The organism is Roseivivax sp. CAU 1761 (assembly GCF_054482755.1).
This window is the reverse complement of sequence record NZ_JBTLRM010000021.1, coordinates 27,039-43,404: the sequence shown is the minus strand read 5'-3', so window position 1 is coordinate 43,404 and position 16,366 is coordinate 27,039. Positions and strand designations below refer to the sequence as shown.

Annotated in this window: 16 protein-coding genes; 9 read left to right on the top strand and 7 right to left on the bottom strand. The window is 71.1% G+C overall.

The window, feature by feature from the left end; translation table 11 throughout:
* Window positions 1–170: 170 nt before the first annotated feature.
* The 4 genes from ACXYMW_RS13415 to ACXYMW_RS13400 form a co-directional block, all read right to left on the bottom strand.
* On the bottom strand, window positions 171–1,031 hold the full coding sequence (locus ACXYMW_RS13415; protein ID WP_459035835.1) for a DUF1206 domain-containing protein: 861 nt from the start codon (window positions 1,029–1,031) through the stop codon (window positions 171–173).
* Window positions 1,032–1,134: 103 nt separating this feature from the next.
* Window positions 1,135–1,653 carry a DUF6446 family protein gene (locus tag ACXYMW_RS13410; protein ID WP_459035834.1) on the bottom strand — a complete coding sequence of 173 codons (519 nt, stop codon included), beginning with the start codon at window positions 1,651–1,653 and terminating at the stop codon, window positions 1,135–1,137.
* A complete protein-coding gene (locus ACXYMW_RS13405; RefSeq protein WP_459035833.1) occupies window positions 1,650–2,345 on the bottom strand; it encodes an FkbM family methyltransferase in 696 nt (231 codons plus the stop codon). Before ACXYMW_RS13405 ends, ACXYMW_RS13410 begins: the two co-directional genes overlap by 4 nt.
* The gene (locus ACXYMW_RS13400; RefSeq protein ID WP_459035832.1) at window positions 2,345–3,286 is read right to left on the bottom strand and encodes a glycine--tRNA ligase subunit alpha; all 942 of its coding nucleotides are present in this window, start codon (window positions 3,284–3,286) and stop codon (window positions 2,345–2,347) included. Before ACXYMW_RS13400 ends, ACXYMW_RS13405 begins: the two co-directional genes overlap by 1 nt.
* A gap of 181 nt (window positions 3,287–3,467) precedes the next feature.
* On the opposite strand from ACXYMW_RS13400, the gene ACXYMW_RS13395 reads away from it, so the two are divergent.
* Window positions 3,468–5,255: a trypsin-like peptidase domain-containing protein gene (locus ACXYMW_RS13395; protein WP_459035831.1), complete on the top strand. Its 1,788-nt coding sequence runs from the start codon at window positions 3,468–3,470 to the stop codon at window positions 5,253–5,255.
* Window positions 5,256–5,364: 109 nt separating this feature from the next.
* Here ACXYMW_RS13395 and ilvC read toward each other — a convergent pair whose 3' ends face one another.
* Window positions 5,365–6,435 (bottom strand): ketol-acid reductoisomerase, encoded by a 1,071-nt coding sequence (gene ilvC, locus ACXYMW_RS13390; protein ID WP_459035830.1) that lies wholly within the window; start codon window positions 6,433–6,435, stop codon window positions 5,365–5,367.
* A 96-nt stretch (window positions 6,436–6,531) separates the two neighbouring features.
* Between ilvC and ACXYMW_RS13385 the strand changes: the two genes are divergently transcribed.
* The 3 genes from ACXYMW_RS13385 to ACXYMW_RS13375 all read left to right on the top strand — a co-directional run bounded on the left by ACXYMW_RS13385 (window position 6,532) and on the right by ACXYMW_RS13375 (window position 9,219).
* Window positions 6,532–6,987, top strand: a complete 456-nt coding sequence (locus tag ACXYMW_RS13385) for an Lrp/AsnC family transcriptional regulator (RefSeq protein WP_459035829.1) — start codon at window positions 6,532–6,534, stop codon at window positions 6,985–6,987.
* 565 nt (window positions 6,988–7,552) lie between these two features.
* Window positions 7,553–8,008 carry an Lrp/AsnC family transcriptional regulator gene (locus tag ACXYMW_RS13380; RefSeq protein ID WP_459035828.1) on the top strand — a complete coding sequence of 152 codons (456 nt, stop codon included), beginning with the start codon at window positions 7,553–7,555 and terminating at the stop codon, window positions 8,006–8,008.
* Between the two features lie 86 nt (window positions 8,009–8,094).
* Window positions 8,095–9,219, top strand: a complete 1,125-nt coding sequence (locus tag ACXYMW_RS13375; RefSeq protein WP_459035827.1) for an aminotransferase class V-fold PLP-dependent enzyme — start codon at window positions 8,095–8,097, stop codon at window positions 9,217–9,219.
* 147 nt (window positions 9,220–9,366) lie between these two features.
* Here ACXYMW_RS13375 and ACXYMW_RS13370 read toward each other — a convergent pair whose 3' ends face one another.
* Entirely contained in the window at window positions 9,367–10,158 is a 792-nt protein-coding gene (locus ACXYMW_RS13370) for an ABC transporter permease (protein WP_459035826.1), read from the bottom strand.
* Window positions 10,155–10,877 (bottom strand): ABC transporter ATP-binding protein, encoded by a 723-nt coding sequence (locus ACXYMW_RS13365; RefSeq protein ID WP_459035825.1) that lies wholly within the window; start codon window positions 10,875–10,877, stop codon window positions 10,155–10,157. The genes ACXYMW_RS13370 and ACXYMW_RS13365 overlap by 4 nt, the downstream gene beginning before the upstream one ends.
* A 174-nt stretch (window positions 10,878–11,051) precedes the next feature.
* Between ACXYMW_RS13365 and ACXYMW_RS13360 the strand changes: the two genes are divergently transcribed.
* The 5 genes from ACXYMW_RS13360 to ACXYMW_RS13340 all read left to right on the top strand — a co-directional run bounded on the left by ACXYMW_RS13360 (window position 11,052) and on the right by ACXYMW_RS13340 (window position 16,364).
* Window positions 11,052–11,576 (top strand): CoxG family protein, encoded by a 525-nt coding sequence (locus ACXYMW_RS13360; RefSeq protein ID WP_459035824.1) that lies wholly within the window; start codon window positions 11,052–11,054, stop codon window positions 11,574–11,576.
* Between the two features lie 94 nt (window positions 11,577–11,670).
* On the top strand, window positions 11,671–12,156 hold the full coding sequence (locus ACXYMW_RS13355) for a (2Fe-2S)-binding protein (protein ID WP_459035823.1): 486 nt from the start codon (window positions 11,671–11,673) through the stop codon (window positions 12,154–12,156).
* A gap of 113 nt (window positions 12,157–12,269) precedes the next feature.
* Complete coding sequence (locus ACXYMW_RS13350) at window positions 12,270–14,639, top strand: xanthine dehydrogenase family protein molybdopterin-binding subunit (protein WP_459035822.1); 2,370 nt, start codon at window positions 12,270–12,272, stop codon at window positions 14,637–14,639.
* Window positions 14,640–14,736: 97 nt separating this feature from the next.
* Complete coding sequence (locus ACXYMW_RS13345; RefSeq protein WP_459035821.1) at window positions 14,737–15,528, top strand: FAD binding domain-containing protein; 792 nt, start codon at window positions 14,737–14,739, stop codon at window positions 15,526–15,528.
* A 155-nt stretch (window positions 15,529–15,683) separates the two neighbouring features.
* Complete coding sequence (locus ACXYMW_RS13340) at window positions 15,684–16,364, top strand: fumarylacetoacetate hydrolase family protein (RefSeq protein WP_459035820.1); 681 nt, start codon at window positions 15,684–15,686, stop codon at window positions 16,362–16,364.
* The last annotated feature ends 2 nt before the right edge of the window (window positions 16,365–16,366 follow it).

Here is a 16,366-nt window from a genome sequence, read left to right as displayed (position 1 = left end):
ATGAGAAGGTCGGGCATGTCCCACCCCGTGCCGGATTTGCGTGTCGCGGCGGGGATACCGGGGCGGGCCGGCGGCGTCCAGCCGATAGGGCCGGGTGCCACGTCCGCCGAGCGGCCGGGCCGCGCGCCCGCCTGGGCCAGGGGCGCGGCGGCCGGCGCGCGCGGACCGGGTCAGGTGGCGCGGCGCGCCTCGCGTTCGGCGCGGTTCTTGGCCCGCATCGCCAAGGTCTCGACATCCGACCCGGCGCGGGCCGGCACGATGCGGTAGCGCGCCTCGACGGCGTTCTCGAGCGCGAAGCCCAGCACGCCCAGCGCGATGGCGGCCAGAAGGATCCGTCCGAACGCGGCCGAGCGGACCTGGTCGAGGGCGGCGCCCAGACCGCCGGCCTGGCTCGGATCGGCGGTCAGCGCGGCATAGACCACGAGCGCGCCGATGATCGCCACCAGCGTGCCCTGGGCGATGAAGCCCGCGCGCAGCGCCGGGTCGAGCTTCTCGGTGGTCGGGGTGACCTGGAGATGCTCCTTGTACTTCCGCGCGTAGCCCTTCCAGATGTAGTAGGCGCCGGCGCCGAGGATGCCGAGCCCGATGGCGCCGACGATCCAGCGCCCGCCCGGCATCTGCATGAGCCGCGCCGTCCAGTCCTGCGCCTTGCCGTCTCCGCCGCCGCCGCCGCCCATGGCGATGGTCGCCACCGACACGCCCAGCGCGGCATGGATCAGCCCGGTCACCACCAGGCCGCCGCGGGCGAACAGCCCCGAGCCGTCATCGCCGCGACGCTCCAGATCCATCCAGGCGGCAATCAGGCGCCAGACCGCGTAGCAGACCAGGCCGATGGCGATGACCCAGAGCAGGATCACCCCGCCGGTATTGTCGCGCAGCTGCGCCAGGGCGTTGGTCGTGCCCTCGGCCCGGCCGCCGCGGATCGCGGCCATCAGGGCCAGGAAGCCCACCACGGCATAGACGATGGCGCGGGCGCCGTAGCCCGCCTGCATGACCGGCACCACCCAGGCCGGTGCGTGCTGCTGTGACATATCCGGGATCTCCCTGTTCCGCCGTCACAGGCTCAGCGCGCAAGCGCCGCCGCGGGTTCCACCCGGGCTGCGGTCAGGGACGGTGCGGTAAGGTCGGGGGCGGTCAGGGACGGGGCGGGCAGTCCGGGTCGAGCGGCGAGCCGTCATAGGCCTTGTCGCCGCAATCGTTGACCTCGTGCCAGATATAGCCGCGGCCCGCCTCGGTGACCGCGATCACCCGGTCGATGCCGTATTCGATGTTGCGCGCGGCGAGAAACACCTCGGCCCGGCCGGCGGCGATCTCGGCGCCCAGCGCCTCGGCGTCGAAGCAGTCGAACCAGCCCGGGGCGACGCGCGGCGCGGCGTCGGGATAGGGCCGGTAGGTCCCGGCGAGCTCGGCCAGCGGCACCTCGGTGGTGAAGCACGCCCGGTAGCGGATCGGCGAGCTGTCGGCGTCGATGCCGCGGAACTCGGCGAAGGGCAGGGGCCGGGGCGCCGCGCCCTCGCGCGGCATCAGCGCCACGTTTTCGGGCGCGGCGGCGGGGATCTCGCGATAATAGGCGTAGACCTGCAGGTAATACATCCCCGCGGCCGCCAGCAGCGCCGCCACGCCGATCACGATGACAAGGAGCCGTCCGGTCATTTCCAGTCCATGTTCACCACGGGCGCGTCCAGCCCGGCGCAGCGGCGGCGCAGCGCCTCGGTGCGGGGCGCCAGTTCGGGGATGCGCGATTCGTGCGTTTCGACGAAGATGTGGCCGATGCGGCGCGCCACCGGATGGTCGAGCAGGGATTCGAGCAGGTCCACCTCGGCGCCCTCGATGTCCATCTTGATGACCGCGATCTCGCCCTCGATCCGCTCGAGAAAGGCCGGGAAGTCGACCACCCGCACCTCGATCCCGCTGGTCGTGTCGATGTTGCGCTTCTCGGCCACCAGCGACGAGGATTGCGACAGCGTGTCGGGGTCGCTGTCGAAATCGGCGGCGCGGTAGAGCGTGAGGCGGCCCTCGGCGGTGCCGGCGGCGGCCTCGATCACCTCGACATTCGCCAGATCGCCGGTCCCGGCGCGCAGCCGCTCCGCGGTCCAGGGGTCGGGCTCGAAGGCGTAGACCCGCCCGGCCCGGGCCGCCATGGTGCGAGTGTGTTGGCCGAGATTGGCGCCGAGATCGATGCAGACCGCGCCGGCAGCGCGCTCCAGCGCGGCGCGGAAGGCAGCCTCGGCCGCCGGCGCGCCGAGCTTGCGCAGTTTGCGCTGGTAGCGCAGGCCGAACGCCCCCGGCAGGCGGGCGAAGAGGGCATATTTGGTCCGCCGCAGGGCGGAGGGACGGCGGGCCATCAGGCCGCTGCCTGCCCGCCCGTGCCGCCGCCCGCCTCGGTGGTCACGAAGGCATCGGCGCAGGCCTTGGCGAGCGTGCGGACCCGGCCGATATAGGCCTGCCGCTCGGTGACCGAGATCACCCCGCGGGCATCGAGCAGGTTGAACAGGTGCGACGCCTTGATCGCCTGGTCGTAGGCCGGATGCGCCATGACGATGTCCTGCCCGGTCTTGGGATCGGTGGCGGGCGCGTCGAGGATGCGCCGGCACTCGGCCTCGGCATCCTCGAAATGGCGCAGCAGCGTGTCGGTGTCGGCCACGTCGAAGTTCCAGCGGGAATATTCCCGCTCGGTCTGGCGGAACACGTCGCCATAGGTCAGCGGCTGGGGCGCGTCGGGAGCGTTGAACGGCATGTCCATGACGTGGTCGATGCCGAGTACGTACATCGCCAGCCGTTCCAGCCCGTAGGTCAGCTCGCCCGAGACCGGGTGGCAGTCATGCCCGCCGACCTGCTGGAAATAGGTGAACTGCGACACTTCCATGCCGTCGCACCAGACCTCCCAGCCCAGGCCCCAGGCGCCCAGCGTCGGGCTTTCCCAATCGTCCTCGACGAAGCGCACGTCGTGCAGGTCCATGTCGATGCCGATGGCCTCGAGCGATCCCAGATAGAGCGCCTGCAGGTCCGGCGGCGACGGTTTGATCAGCACCTGGAACTGGTAATAGTGCTGCAGCCGGTTCGGGTTCTCGCCGTAGCGCCCGTCGGTCGGGCGGCGCGAGGGCTGCACATAGGCCGCGGCCCAGGGCTTCGAGCCCAGCGCCCGCAGGGTGGTGGCCGGGTGAAAGGTGCCGGCGCCGACCTCCATGTCGTAGGGCTGCAGCACCGCGCAGCCCTTGGCCGCCCAGTAGCTTTGCAGCCTGAGAATGATCTCCTGGAAGGATCGCGGCGTGTCGGTTCCGGCCATGCGGCATGCCCCCTGCATTCGGACGCGCCCGCAGGCGCGCCAAGATGGGTGTTGGATTAAGGGGACACCCGGGCCGGGTCAATCGACCGGCTCGCCACAATTTGACGTGCGCCCGAAGCGGGCTTTGTTAGAGAGATTCGGACCTGACAATCCCAACAACGGCAGCGAGGGCCCCCCAGGCATGAGAGCGTCCCTGATCGGAATCGGCATCACGGCTTGCATCACCGCGCAGGCGGCATGGGCGCAGGACGCCACCTATATCCAGATCGAGGCGCAGCCCTCTCTATCGCGCGCCGAGGACCGGGTGCGCGATTACGACAGCTACCTCGAGAACGTGAACGGCTTCGCGCTGGGCGGCGGCTGGTACGGCATCGCGCTGGGGCCGTTCTCGGACCGCCGCGCCGCCGAGGCCCGGCTGCGGCAGCTGCGCGCCGAAGGGCAGATCCCGCGCGATTCCTACCTCGAGGAGGAGGGGCGCTACCGCCAGCGCATCTATCCCGACGGCACTCAGGAGGCCGCGCCTGCGCCCGCGCCGGAGCCCGTCGAGACCGCCGAGGCGGCGACCGACGGGGCGTCGAGCGAGGCGCCGGCCCGGCCGCGCGAGGATCCCGAGGCACGGCCCGAGGACCTGGCGCAGGAAAGCCCCGCCGAGGCGCGCGCCAGCGAATCCCGCCTCAGCCGTGAGGAGCGCGCCGAGCTGCAGGTCGCGCTGGCCTGGGCGGGGCATTACGACGGGCCCATCGACGCCGCCTTCGGCGCCGGCACCCGCGGCGCCATGCAATCCTGGCAATCCGCCAACAACGTGGAGCCCACCGGCGTGCTGACCACCCGCCAGCGCGCCGAGCTGATCCGCCAGTACAACGCGCCGCTGGAGGGGCTGGGGCTCGAGACGGTCACCGACGACCGCGCCGGCATCCGCATCGACCTGCCGCGGGGCGTGGTGGGCTTCGAGGCGGCCGAGGCGCCCTTCGTGCGCTACGAGCCGGAGGGCGCCGAGGGCGAGGCCCTGGGCGCCCGGGTGCTGCTGATCAGCCAGCCCGGCGACCGCGGCGCGCTGGCGGCGCTCTACGAGATCATGCAGACGCTGGAGATCGTCCCGCCCGAGGGCGAGCGCGCCCGCCGCGGCGACGGCTTCACCCTGACCGGCGCCAATGACCGTATCGTCAGCCACACCGAGGCGCGGCTCGTCGACGGCGCCATCAAGGGCTTCACGCTGGTCTGGCCGGCCGGCGACGAGAAGCGGCGCGAGCGGGTGCTGGCGCGCATGCAGGAGAGCTTCGCGCCGCTGCCGGGCACCGTGCTGGAGGCGGCGCCGCTCAGCGATGCCGGGCCGCAGATCGATCTCGTGGCGGGCCTGCAGATCCGCCGGCCGCTGGTCACCGCGACGGGCTTCTATGTCGATCGCAGCGGCACCGTGGCGACGGCCGCCGGCAACGTCGCCGAATGCGGGCGCATCACGCTGGACGAGACCCACGAGGCCCGCGTGGCCGAACGCGATGCCGAGCTTGGCGCGGCCCTGCTGCGCAGCGAGGCCGACCTGGCGCCGCGCCGGGTCGCCGGCCTGCGCCGCAGCGCACCGTCGCGCGACGCCGAGGTGGCGGTCGCGGGCTTCTCCTTCGGCGGTCTGCTGAACGCGCCCACCCTGACTTATGGCAGCGTCGCCGATCTCAGCGGGCTCGACGGCGAGGCGCATGTCCACCGCCTGGCGCTGGCGACCCGGGCGGGCGATGCCGGCGGCCCGGTGCTCGACGCCGCCGGCGGCGTCTCGGGCATGCTGCTGCCGCGCGCCGAGGGCAACCGGCAACTGCCCGAGGGCGTGAGCTTCGCGCTCGATGCCGAAGCGCTGGCCGCGATGCTCGACCGGGCCGGGATCGACGTCGCGGGGGCCGAGGGCGGCACGCCGCTGGCGCCCGAGGACCTGGCCCGCGCGGCGACCGAGATGACGGTGCTGGTGAGCTGCTGGGAATGACGCGGCGGGCCGCGCCACTGCCTGAAACGCAAACGCGCCCGGACCGGCCGGGCGCGCGCTGAGGCCGGGGCCGGGCGCGATTAGACGCCGCCCGACCCGGGCCCCGTGATCAGTTCTTGTCCTTGTCGACCATGCGGCCGGCCGAGATCCACGGCATCATGCCGCGCAGCTTTTCGCCGACCTGCTCGATCTGGTGCTCGTCGTTGAGCCGGCGGGTGGCCTTGAACATCGGCTGGCCGACGGCGTTCTCCTGCATGAAGTCGCGCACGAACTTGCCGGTCTGGATGTCGCGCAGCACCGCCTTCATCCGGGCCTTGGTCTCGTCATAGGGCAGGATGCGCGGGCCGCTGACATATTCGCCGTATTCGGCGGTGTTGGAGATCGAGTAGTTCATGTTCGCGATGCCGCCCTCGTAGATCAGGTCGACGATCAGCTTCACCTCGTGCAGGCACTCGAAATAGGCCATCTCGGGCTCGTAGCCGGCCTCGACCAGGGTCTCGAAGCCCATCCGGATGAGCTCGACCAGGCCGCCGCAGAGCACTGCCTGCTCGCCGAAGAGGTCGGTCTCGCATTCCTGCCGGAAGTTGGTCTCGATGATGCCCGAGCGGCCACCGCCGATCGCCGAGCAGTAGCTGAGGCCCAGCTCCAGCGCCCGGCCGGTGGCGTCCTGGTGCACCGCCACGAGGCAGGGCACGCCGCCGCCCTTGCTGTACTCGCCGCGCACGGTGTGGCCCGGGCCCTTGGGCGCCATCATGATGACGTCGACGCCGGGCTTCGGCTCGATCAGGCCGAAATGCACGTTGAGGCCGTGCGCGAAGGCGATGGCGGCGCCGTCCTTCAGGTTGTCGTGGACGTATTTCTTGTAGGTCTCGGCCTGCAATTCGTCGGGCATGGTGAACATGATCAGGTCGCACCAGGCGGCGGCCTCGGCGATGCCCATGACCTGCAGGCCCTCGCCTTCGGCCTTCTTCGCCGAGGGCGAGCCCTCGCGCAGGGCCACGACGACGTTCTTGGCGCCGCTGTCGCGCAGGTTCAGCGCGTGGGCATGGCCCTGGGAGCCGTAGCCGAGGATGGCGACCTTCTTGTCCTTGATCAGGTTGATGTCGCAGTCGCGGTCGTAATACACGCGCATGTTTTGCCGTCCCTCTTCGGTGTGTCGGTATGTCTCGATGACCGGCATAATAGGGGCAGGGCGGAACGACAGCCTGCATTCTTCGCGGGTTTTGCCTCACGCATGGGATTTCCATTCCCAGAACCCGGGTGATATGCAGGGATCATGCTCGACGACACCGACCGCCGCATCCTGCGCCAGTACCAGGCCGCGCCCGACCTGCCGCTGCAGGATCTGGCAGAGCGCGCCGGCGTGACCGCCACCACGCTGGGCCGACGGCTGGAGCGCATGCGCGCCGCCGGGGTGCTGCGCGGGGTGCGCGGGGTGATCGACTGGGCGGCGCTGGGCTATGCCGTCGAGGTCTCGCTGCGGGTGACGCTCGACAAGAGCGTGCCGCGCGCCTTCGAGGATTTCCTGGCAGCGGCCCGGGCCGTGCCCGAGGTGCTGGAGATCCAGACCTTCCTGGGCCAGGTCGACGTGCGGCTCTCGGTGATCGCCCGGGATCTCGGGCATTACCAGACGCTCTACCGCGACCAGCTGCTGGCGCTGCCGCACATGACCGACCTCGAGGCGCTGATGCACGTGGCCCGGCTGAAGGGCGAGGAGACCCTGCCGCTGTGACCGGTGCCGCGCGACGCACTCTGGCGGGCTTGGACCGTGGTGGCGGGCTGACGCTTTCCTCTACGCGTCACGCGTGCCGGAGGCAGCAGGAGAGGGCGCTGCGATTGGGCACTTACGGGCGCGGGGCGTCCAGCCCCGGACCGCGCCCGACCCTCCCCCCGGGAGGGCGCCTTGACGATGCCGCGCACCGCGATGCCGTCGTTTTGGGCTTTCGGGATAAACCGCCCCGCTCCAGCGCGGCGCCTGCACCCTCCCAGGGACGGGCGCGACCCTCGGCGCTGGGTGACACGGTAGCTTCGCCGCATGCCCCGATCCCACGGAAGCCGTTCCTGCCCCGAAGGCAGGCGCTTCCTGTTGGCCATCCGACGGGCCCGGGCGACCCGCCCGGGCCGCGCCCGACCCTCCCCCCTGGAGGGCGCTTTGGCGATGCCGCGCGCCGCGATGCCGTCGTCCGGGGCTTCTGCGATAAAGCGCCCGCCACCGGCGCGGCGCACGCGCCCTCCCAGGCTCGGGCGCGGCCATCCGCCCTCGGCGCCCGTCCGGGACGCCTCGGAGACGCGCCGCGATGATCGACCTCGACGCCACCGACCGCGCGCTGATCCGGGCGCTGGCCGAGGATGCCACGCTCTCGGCCGGGGAGCTCGGCCGGCGTCTCGGGCTCAGCCAGCCCGCCGCCTGGCGCCGGGTGAAGCGCCTGCGCGAGGCCGGGGTGTTCCGCGGCCAGCGGCTCGACCTCGACCGCGAGGCGCTGGGCTTCGGCGTCACCGTGTTCCTCGGCGTCAAGCTCGCCGGCAAGGGCCGCGCCAGCCTGGGCGATTTCGAGCGTGCGGTGCAGGCGATCCCGGAGGTCCAGACCGTGGAGCACATCCTCGGCGCCTACGATTACCGCCTGCGCGTGGTGGCCCGCGACATCGCCGATTTCGAACGCGTGCTGCGGCGGCGGATCATGACCCTGCCCGGGGTCGGCAGCCTCGACGCCAACGTGCTGCTCTCGGAGGAGCGCCGGCCCGGGCCGCTCTGAGGCGCGGCGATCCGCCCGCGGGAAAGCGCTTGGGCGCGACGGCGATCCGCGCTAGCCATGCCGGCCAAAGGCACAGGAGACGAGACATGGCACTGCTCGACACCGTCGATCCCGAGGGGCTCGAGGAATTCTCGGTGGTCTTCACCGACCGCTCGCTGAACCACATGAGCCAGGCCTTCCAGGAGGTCATGCGCGACATTTCCGGGATGCTGCGCGAGGTCTACAACGCCCATGCGGTGGCGCTGGTGCCGGGCGGCGGCACCTTCGCGATGGAGGCGGTGGCGCGGCAGTTCGGGCAGGGCGCCGATGCGGTGGTGGTGCGCAACGGCTGGTTCTCGTTCCGGTGGTCGCAGATCTTCGAGGCCGGCGGTTTCGGCGGCGCGACCCACGTGATGAAGGCGCGGCGGACCGGCAACGACGCTCAGGCCCCCTTCGCGCCGGCGCCGATCGAGGAGGTCGAGGCGAAGATCCGCGAGGCCCGGCCGGCCCTCGTCTTCGCGCCGCATGTGGAGACCTCGGCCGGCATCATCCTGCCCGACGATTACGTCACCCGGCTGGCGGCGGCGGCGCACGAGGTCGGCGCGCTGATGGTGCTCGACTGCATCGCCTCCGGCGCCGCCTGGGTCGACATGGGCGCGACCGGCGTCGACGTGCTGATCTCGGCGCCGCAGAAGGGCTGGTCCTCGACCCCCTCGGCGGGGCTGGTGATGCTGTCGGAGCGCGCCGCGGCGAAGCTCGAGAGCAGCACCTCGGACAGCTTCGCGGCCGACCTGAAGAAGTGGCGGGCGATCATGGCAGCCTACGAGGGCGGCGGGCACGCCTACCACGCTACCATGCCGACGGACGGGCTGCGCGCCTTCCGCGACACCATGCGCGAGACCCAGGACCACGGCTTCGGCGCGCTGCGCGACGCGCAGTTCGCGCTGGGCGAGCAGGTGCGCGCGCTGCTGGCCGAGCGCGGCGTGCGGTCGGTCGCCGCCGAAGGCTTCGGCGCGCCCGGCGTGGTGGTGAGCTATACCGACGATCCCGAGATCCAGTCCGGCCGGGCCTTCGCCAAGGCGGGCATGCAGATCGCCGCCGGGGTGGCGCTGCAATGCGACGAGGGGGCGGGGTTCTCGACCTTCCGGCTCGGGCTCTTCGGGCTCGACAAGCTCTATGACGTGGACGGCACGGTGGCGCGGCTGCGCCGGGTCCTGGACCGCGTTCTCTGAGGCTCGCTGCGGGGGGCTGTCTGCCCCCCGCACCCCCCGAGGATATTTCCGCTCAGAAGAAGGAGCGGAGGCGCTTGGGCTTCTTCTGAGCGAAAGTATCCCCGCCGGAGGCATCCCCGTCCGGGGCCGGGCGCCGCCGCCAGGGGGTCAGCGCTTGCGCCGCACCAGGCCGCGCGCCGGATCGTAGCCCCAGAGCGCCAGCGCCAGGAAAGCGAGCAGCGCCAGCGCGGTCCAGAGCAGCGCCCAGCCGTTCCATTGCAGGTAGAGCGCGAAGCGGATCAGCTCAACGGCGTGGGTGAAGGGGTTGGCGGCGCAGATGTCGCGCAGGAGCGCCGAGCTCTCGGCCATCTTCCACAGCGGGTAGAGCGCGGTCGAGAGGAAGAACATCGGGAAGATCACGAAGTTCATCACCCCGGCGAAGTTCTCGAGCTGGCGGATGAAGGACGAGATCGCGAGGCCGAGCGCGCCCAGCATCAGCCCGGCCAGAAGCAGCGCCGGCAGCGCTGCGAGATAGCCCAGGGGCGCCATGTCGATGCCGAACAGGGCGGCGATGGCGAGGAAGGCGTAGCATTGCAGCACGCCGATCAGCGTTGCGCCCAGAAGCTTGCAGAACAGCAGCCAGCCGCGCGGCAGCGGCGCGGTCAGCAGCAGCCGCATCGAGCCGGTCTCGCGGTCGTAGACCAGGCTCAGCGAGCTCTGCATGCCATTGAACAGCAGGATCATGCCGCACAGCCCGGGCACGATGTAGGTCTCGTAGGTGATGTAGGTCTGGTAGGGCGGGATGATCGACAGGCCGAGCGCGGCGCGGAAGCCGGCGGCGAAGACCACCAGCCAGACCAGCGGGCGGACCAGCGCGGCGAGGAAGCGTTCGCGCTGATGCACGAAGCGCAGCGCCTCGCGCAGGACGATGGCGCGCAGGGCGACGAGGTGGGGCCTCACGCGGGCTCTCCGGTGCGCTGCAGGAAGTAGTCGTTGAGTGGCATGCCGCCGCGCAGCGCGCCGCATTCGCCGTCGGCCAGGACCCGGCCCCGGTGCAGCACCACCAGCCGGTCGCCGTCGCGCACCTCGTCGGTCAGGTGGGTGGCCCAGAGCACCGTCAGCCCGTCCTCGGCGCAGAGCCGGTGGACGTGGTCGGTGATCGCCTGGCGCGCCGCGGCGTCGAGGCCCACGGTCGGCTCGTCGAGGAGCAGCACCTGCGGCGCGTGGATCAGGGCCCGGGCGATTTCGGTGCGGCGGCGGTGGCCGCCATTGAGGTCGCGGGCGCGCTCGCCGGCCCGTTCGGCGATCGCCAGCCGCTCCAGCGCGGCGTCGATGCGGCGCGCCGCGGCGGCGCCCGAGAGCCCGTGCAGGGCGGCGAAATAGACCAGGTTCTGGCGAATCGTCAGGTCGAGATCGAGGGTCTGGGACTGGAACACCACGCCCATCCGCGCCAGCGCCCGGCGCGGCGCCCGGGCGAGGTCGTGGCCCGCGACCGAGATCCGCCCCCGGGGCGTGGTGAAGAGCCGGGTGAGCAGCGCGAAGAGCGTCGACTTGCCGGCGCCGTTGGGCCCGAGCAGCGCCGCGAAGCGCCCCGGCGCCACCCGGAAGCCCACATCGTCGAGCGCCGTGCGCGCCCCGTAGCGGAAGGTCACGCCCGCGACGTCCAGCCCTTCGTCCATGCCCCCTCCCGCGGCGGTTTCGCCCTGTCGAGCGGGACCTTAGCGGTGGCGGAGGGTTCCGGCAAATGCCACCATCGGAGGGGGAGGCCCGGCATCCGGGCTAGGAGAATGGTCCTATATCGCGGTCCGGGCCTTCTCCGTAACGTCACCGCGAAAGATGGAGGGACAGCAGCGATGCAGATGAGCGATTCCCGCGAGGTCCAGGCCGACAGGGAGACCGTCTGGGCCGCGATCCTGAACCCCGACGTGCTGAAGCAATGCGTGCCCGGCTGCCAGGAGATGACCGGCTCGCCGGAGGAGGGGTTCGAAGCCACGGTGGTGCAGAAGGTCGGCCCGGTGAAGGCGACCTTCAAGGGCCAGGTGACGGTCTCGGAGATGCAGGAGCCGGAGCGCGTCCGGCTCTCTGGCGAGGGCAAGGGCGGCGCCGCGGGCTTCGCCAAGGGCGGCGCGGTGGTGCATCTCGAGGAGGTCGGGCCGGGCGTCACCAAGCTCAGCTACGACGTCGAGGCCAATGTCGGCGGCAAGCTGGCGCAGCTCGGCAGCCGGATCATCGACGGCTTCGCCAAGAAGATGGCGGACCAGTTCTTCACCCGCCTGCAGGAGGCGGTGGAGGGCCCGGCCGACCCGGCCGAGGCCGAGCCCGCCGAGGCCACGCCCGGGGCGGAGAAGAAGGGCTGGTTCAAGCGCCTGACCTCGTGAGCGGCGCGGCGCGGCCGGCCCCGCCGCTTGACAGCGGCCGGGTCGGACGGGCCCGATGCGGGGCAGGGATCAGAGAATTCACGGGAGGACGGAAATGACGAAGGTGACGATGACGGTGAACGGCAAGTCCGTGAGCCGCGAGGTCCGGGGCAACGAGCTGCTGGTGGAGTTCCTGCGCGAACAGCTGCGCCTGACCGGCACCCATGTGGGCTGCGACACCACGCAATGCGGCGCCTGCTGCGTGCATCTGAACGGCGAGGTGGTGAAATCCTGCTCGGTCTTCGCGGCCGAGGCGGAGGGCTGCGAGATCACCACGATCGAGGGCATCGCCAATGCCGACGGCTCGCTCAGCACCATGCAGCAGGCCTTCCAGGATCATCACGGCCTGCAATGCGGCTATTGCACCCCGGGCATGGTGATGGCCGGCACGGCGCTCCTGAAGGAGAACCCGAAGCCCAGCGAACAGGAGATCCGGCACTGGCTGCAGGGCAATATCTGCCGCTGCACCGGCTACCACAACATCGTCAAGGCGATCATGGCGGCGTCGGGCCAGGACGTCGACGCCGTGGCGGCGGAGTGACGGCGTAGGAGGAGGCGGCGCCGCCCGCGGCGCCGGAGGCCAGCCGGCGGGGCTCCCGCCGATTCAAGCTACATCCGGCGGGGCAGGGCCCTGCCACCCGAGGGAGGAACGACATGCCGAAGGATCATGGCATAGGCGCCAGCACCAAGCGCCGCGAGGACGTGCGCTTTCTGACCGGCACCGGCCGCTACACCGACGACATCAACGTCTACGGACAGCTCTACGTGCATTTCCTGCGCTCCGACGTGGCGCATGGCAAGATCACCGGCATCGACACCGCGCAGGCCGAGGCCATGCCGGGCGTCGTGCGGATCTTCACCGGCAAGGATTTCGAGGGCGTGGGCGGGCTGCCCTGCGGCTGGCAGGTGACCGACCGCGAGGGCAACCCGATGAAGGAGCCGGGCCACCCGGTCCTGGCCCAGGGCAAGGTGCGCCATGTCGGCGATCCGATCGCCGCCGTCGTCGCCGAGAGCCTGAGCGAGGCGCGCGACGCCGCCGAGGCCATCGTCGTCGACATCGAGGAGCTGCCGGCGGTCATCGACATGAAGAAGGCGGTCGCCGGGAGCGGCACGCTGGTGCATGACGATATCGGCACCAACCTCTGCTACGACTGGGGCTTCGTCGAGGACAACCGCGAGGCCGTGGACAAGGCGATCCGCGAGGCCGACCACGTCACCACGCTGGAGCTGGTCAACAACCGGCTGGTCGCCAACCCGATGGAGCCGCGCGTCGCGGTCGGCGAATACAACGCCGCCAACGACGAATCGACGCTCTACACGACCAGCCAGAACCCGCATGTGATCCGGCTGCTGATGGGCGCCTTCGTGCTCGGCATCCCGGAGCACAAGCTGCGGGTGGTGGCGCCCGATGTGGGCGGCGGCTTCGGCTCGAAGATCTTCCACTATGCCGAGGAGGCGTTCTGCACCTTCGCGGCGCGCCAGCTGCGGCGCCCGGTGAAATGGACCTCGACCCGGTCCGAGGCCTTCATGTCGGACGCCCATGGCCGCGACCATGTCACCAAGATCGAGCTGGCGCTCGACGCCGACAACAACTTCACCGCGATCCGCACCGAGACCTACGCCAATATGGGGGCGTATCTGTCGACCTTCGCGCCCTCGGTGCCGACCTGGCTGCACGGCACGCTGATGGCGGGCAATTACAAGACGCCGCTGATCTACGTGAACGTGAAGGCGGTGTTCACCAACACCGTGCCGGTGGATGCCTATCGCGGCGCTGGCCGGCCCGAGGCGACCTACCAGCTCGAGCGCGTCATCGACAAGGCGGCGCGGGAGCGCGGCATCGACCCGGTGGAGCTGCGCCGCAAGAACTTCGTCACCGAGTTTCCCTATGCCACCCCGGTGGCGGTGGAATACGACACCGGCGACTACCACGCGACGATGGACAAGCTGATCTCGCTGATGGACCGCGACGGCTTTGCCGCGCGCCGCAAGGAGAGCGAGGCCAAGGGCAAGCTGCGCGGCTTCGGGGTGAACTCCTACATCGAGGCCTGCGGCATCGCGCCGTCGAACCTGGTGGGGCAGCTCGGCGCCCGCGCCGGCCTCTATGAATCGGCCACCGTGCGGGTCAACGCCACCGGCTCGATCTCGGTGATGACCGGCAGCCACAGCCACGGCCAGGGCCACGAGACGGCCTTCCCGCAGGTGGTGGCCGAGATGCTGGGCATCCCCGAGGACCAGATCGACATCGTTCATGGCGACACCGCCAACACCCCGATGGGCATGGGCACCTACGGCTCGCGCTCGATCGCGGTGGGCGGCTCGGCGATGGTCCGGGCGACCGAGAAGATCATCAACAAGGCCAAGAAGATCGCCGCCCACCTGATGGAGGCCGCGGAGGCCGATATCGAGCTCAAGGACGGCAAGTTCTCGGTCGCGGGCACCGACAAGGCGGTGGCCTGGGGCGATGTCTGCCTCGCCGCCTACGTGCCGCACAATTACCCGCTCGAGGATATCGAGCCGGGGCTCGAGGAGACCGCGTTCTACGACCCGTCGAACTTCACCTATCCCTCGGGCGCCTATGCCTGCGAGGTCGAGGTCGACCCCGAGACCGGGCAGGTGACGGTGGAGCGGTTCGCCGCGGCCGACGATTTCGGCAACGTCATCAACCCGATGATCGTCGAGGGCCAGGTCCATGGCGGGCTCGCCCAGGGCATCGGCCAGGCGCTGCTCGAAGGCTGCGTCTACGACCAGGAGACCGGGCAGCTGCTGTCGGCGACCTACATGGACTACGCCATGCCGCGGGCCGCGGACGTGCCGTTCTACATGGTCAACCATTCCTGCCAGACGCCCTGCACCCACAACCCGCTCGGGGTGAAGGGCTGCGGCGAGGCCGGGGCGATCGGGTCGCCGCCGACGATCATCAACGCCATCGTCGACGCGCTGCAATCGGGCGGCCACACCCATGTGACCCATATCGACATGCCGGCCACGCCCTCGAAGGTCTGGCAGGCGATCCACGGCTGAGACGGGCGGGGCGCGGCGCGGCCGCGCCCCGAAGCAGTCTGAACGGGCGGGGCAGGTGACACGCGCCCCGTCTCCGACATTCGGAGGAGAGACGAGAATGTATTCGTTCGAGATCGAGCGCCCGACCACCCTCGACGACGCCGTGAAGGCGCTGGGCACCGAGGAGGCGCAGGCGCTGGGCGGCGGCCAGACGCTGATTCCCACGCTGAAGCAGCGGCTCGCCATGCCGTCCAAGCTGGTCTGCCTGGCCGGCATCCAGGAGCTGAAATACGTCACCCGCGAGGGCGACGCGCTGAAGATCGGCGGCGGCACCACCCACGGCACGGTGTCGAAGCAGGCCAGGGACGACTTCCCCGGCCTGGCCGAGCTGGCCGGTCTGATCGGCGACCCGTCGGTGCGCAACCGCGGCACGATCGGCGGCTCGGTGGCCAACAACGACCCCTCGGCCTGCTACCCTTCGGCGATCATGGCCACCGGCGGCACCGTGGTGACCAATACCCGCGAGATCGCCGCCGACGACTTCTTCCAGGGCATGTTCACCACGGCGCTGGAGGAGGGCGAGATCATCACCGCGGTGCGCTTCCCGATCCCCGAGGCGTCCTGCTACATGAAGTTCGAGCAGCCGGCCTCGCGCTTCCCGCTCTGCGGCGTCTTCGTGGCGAAGTTCGCCGACCGAGTCGGCGTCGGCGTCACCGGCGCGTCGAATGACGGCGTGTTCCGCTGGACCGAGGCCGAGGAGGCGCTGTCGGGCAACTTCTCCGCCGAGGCGGTCGAGGCGCTGGCGGTGCCGGACGGGTCGAACATGATCTCCGACATGCACGGCACCGGCGCGTATCGCGCGCATCTCGTCAAGGTGATGACCAAGCGGGCGGTCGCCAAGGCGCACTGACCGGCGGGCTTCGGACCGGGACTGCCGATGCCGGTGCCCCGGCCCGCGGCGCCCTGGCCCCGGGCGTCCCGGCCCGCGGCGCCCCTGCACGGATCGGCCCCCGGCCTGCGCGCCGGGGGCTTTCCTTTGCCGGGCGCGGCGGTACTCTGCGCGCCATGAACACGATCTTTGCCCCCCGCCCCCAACCCGTCCTGCCGATCCTCGGAGAGGACCTGTCCTACCCGGTCGGCCGCCTCTTCTGCATCGGCCGCAACTACGCCGCCCATGCCGCCGAGATGGGCAACGCGGTGGACCGCGAGGCGCCGTTCTTCTTCACCAAGACGCCGCACCACCTTGTCCAGAGCGGCGCCGTCCTGCCCTATCCGCCGGGCACCAAGGACTACCACCACGAGGTCGAGCTGGTGGTGGCGCTCGGGGCGGAGCTGCACGAGGCCGGGCCGGAACAGGCGGAGGCGTCCATCTTCGGCTGCGCTGCCGGGCTCGACATGACCCGGCGCGACCTGCAGGCCCGCGCCAAGGAGCGGCGCTATCCGTGGGACGCGGCCAAGGACGCGGAGGGCTCGGCGGTGATCGGCCCGCTGACCCGCGGCCCGGTGCCCGAGGGCGAGATCGCGCTGGCGGTGAACGGGGAGGTGCGGCAGCGGGGCCGGCTGGACGAGATGATCTGGTCGGTGCCCGAGCTTCTGGCCCATCTCTCGACGCTCTACCACCTGGCGCCCGGCGACCTGGTGATGACGGGGACGCCCTCCGGCGTCGGTCCGGTGGCGCGCGGCGACCGGCTCGACGGACGCATCGACGGCCTGGCCCCGGTGGAATTGCAGATCGCGGCGGGGTGAAC